At 71.7% G+C, this 2,023-nt stretch carries 2 protein-coding genes; one reads left to right on the forward strand and one right to left on the reverse strand.

The features are described from left to right. The first annotated feature begins 159 nt into the window (after positions 1-159). Positions 160-696: a hypothetical protein gene (locus AB0E96_RS40640; RefSeq protein WP_359831816.1), complete on the forward strand. Its 537-nt coding sequence runs from the start codon at positions 160-162 to the stop codon at positions 694-696. Here the strand turns inward: AB0E96_RS40640 and AB0E96_RS40645 are convergent. Beyond that, positions 686-1,228: a hypothetical protein gene (locus AB0E96_RS40645; protein WP_359831818.1), complete on the reverse strand. Its 543-nt coding sequence runs from the start codon at positions 1,226-1,228 to the stop codon at positions 686-688. The two genes, AB0E96_RS40640 and AB0E96_RS40645, sit on opposite strands and share 11 nt — an antisense overlap. Positions 1,229-2,023 lie beyond the last annotated feature (795 nt).

The raw sequence follows: 2,023 nt of genomic DNA on the forward strand, positions 1-2,023 counted from the left end.
TCTCGTCAGGCGTCAGCGGTGCTACCAGAGCACGTCCTACTTTCAGTAGGAAGAGTCCGTGCGACCCGGGCCTGGCGCTCCACAGTCGGAAGGGTGCGGCACCTCCCAAGGTGCCGGACCCTTCCGCATTCCCGCCCCGGCCGCCCCAGGAGGCCCGCGATGTCCGGCCCCCAGTCCCTGTTCGACTTCTGGTGGACCCCAACCCCGGACGGCGAGCGCCCCCAATGGACACTCGATCCCTTCGTCGGCGCCGGCCCGCTCCGCTTCGGCATGAACCACAACGAGGCCCTCACCGCACTGGGCAGCCCCGGCTCCGCGACCCTCGACTCCCGCGGCCCCGCCCTGGAGTGCCGACTCCGGCACCTCGGCCTGACGCTCTACTTCGACCGGCGGGAAGCCCTGCTCGGCATCGCCTCCGACGCCCTCAAGGGCCCCCAGGTCCTCGCGGACGGGACGGCGCTCACCGGACGGACCCCCTCGGTCCTCGAACGGTGGATCACCGACCGCGCCACCCGCCCGCCCACACCGGAGATCCTCCGCATGCCCGGAGGTCAGCCGGCCTCGCGGACCCTCGGGCTGGTGATCGGCCTCCAGCGCTCCCACGACCTCCTCCTCACGCGGCCGGTCCTGCTCTCGCGCGAGGCCACCCGAAACCCGGCCCTCGTCCTCCCGAACGAGGCCTGGATCATCCGGTGATCCGAAAAGCCTCATCAGGCAGGAAGTCGTGCAGACAGGGCAGGCCTTCCGCGGAGAAGAACACCGGCCGCGACAGCAGCCCGTCCCCCGCCCGCTGCACCCCGATCACCAGCCCGAGCGACTCCGAGCAGAACTCGCCCCCGCCCATCAGGACGAGCTCCTCGGCCGGCGCCAGGGCATCGGCCCGGTCCCACAGCCACCTCCCCAGCTCGGACGGCCGCCGCCCGGTCAGCGCCACCCCCTCCACCGACACCTGCGGCCCGCACAGCGCGTCCGCCGAGACCCCCCGCAACCGCTCGTCCCAGTAGTAGAGCGTCAGCCCGAAGTCCCGGTAGCGGCCCGTCACCAGCCCGTACGGGTCCTCGGCCAGGCACGGGCCCGAGTACCGCTGGAGGTCGCCGGTGCGGCGGCTCAGGGTGTTGGACACCTCGTCGATCAGCATCCCGAACCGCAGCGGCCCCACGCCCTCGAACGGCTCCAGCACCCACTGCTCACGCTCGCCGTCCGGCAGCACGTCCCAACGCTCGTACATGATCACGAAGCCTAGACCGCCCGTACGACCCCCCGGCCCGGCCGCGATTCGGCGCACAGGCGCTGAGCTGCTAATGTTCCCTTCAGCGCGGGAGAGATGATCTCCCGTCAGGCGTCAGCGGTGCTACCAGAGCACGTCCTACTTTCAGTAGGAAGAGTCCGTGCGACCCGGGCCTGGCGCTCCACAGTCGGAAGGGTCCGGCACCCACCAAGGTGCCGGACCCTTCCGCATTCCCGCCCCGGCCGCCCCAGGGGCACCCGCGTCAGCGGAGCTCGCAGGCCGTGAGTGCGGGATGCCCGCGGACCCCGGCCCTCCGGGCGCCGACCAAGATCTCGCCGCCCCCGTCGAAGCGCGGGGCGAGGACCGGATCGAGATCCATCAGAAGGTCGAAGCCCTCGCGGTGACCGTCCGACGAGCACCCGGAGCCGAGCACCGCGTCACAGACCCAGCCACCACCGTCGGCACGGACCGAGACCTGAACATCGAACTCCCGCACGCACGTCGGCCCGTGGGCCCGCCACTCCAGCGTCGCCGGCCCCCGACAGCTGTCCACCTCCCTCCCCGGTTTCGCCACCGGTCCGGACCACCGAACAGGCGGCGGCGCGGGTCGGCTCCGGGGCCACGCCCCGCGCCCCACGGGCCACCGCCTCCGGGGGGCAGGCGATTCGGCGCACGGGCACTGAACTGCTAATATTCCTGATGTCGCGAGGGACATGAGCCCTCGTCAGGCGTCAGCGGTGCTACCAGAGCACGTCCTACTTTCAGTAGGAAGAGTCCGTGCGACCCGGGCCTGGC

It is taken from the genome of Kitasatospora sp. NPDC036755 (genome assembly GCF_040636595.1).
Classification (GTDB): Bacteria; Actinomycetota; Actinomycetes; order Streptomycetales; family Streptomycetaceae; genus Kitasatospora.

Excerpts from the sequence above, each read along its gene's own strand:
- AB0E96_RS40645 (WP_359831818.1), bottom strand. The coding sequence starts at position 1,228 with ATGTACGAGCGTTGGGACGTGCTGCCGGACGGCGAGCGTGAGCAGTGG.
- AB0E96_RS40640 (WP_359831816.1), top strand. The coding sequence starts at position 160 with ATGTCCGGCCCCCAGTCCCTGTTCGACTTCTGGTGGACCCCAACCCCG.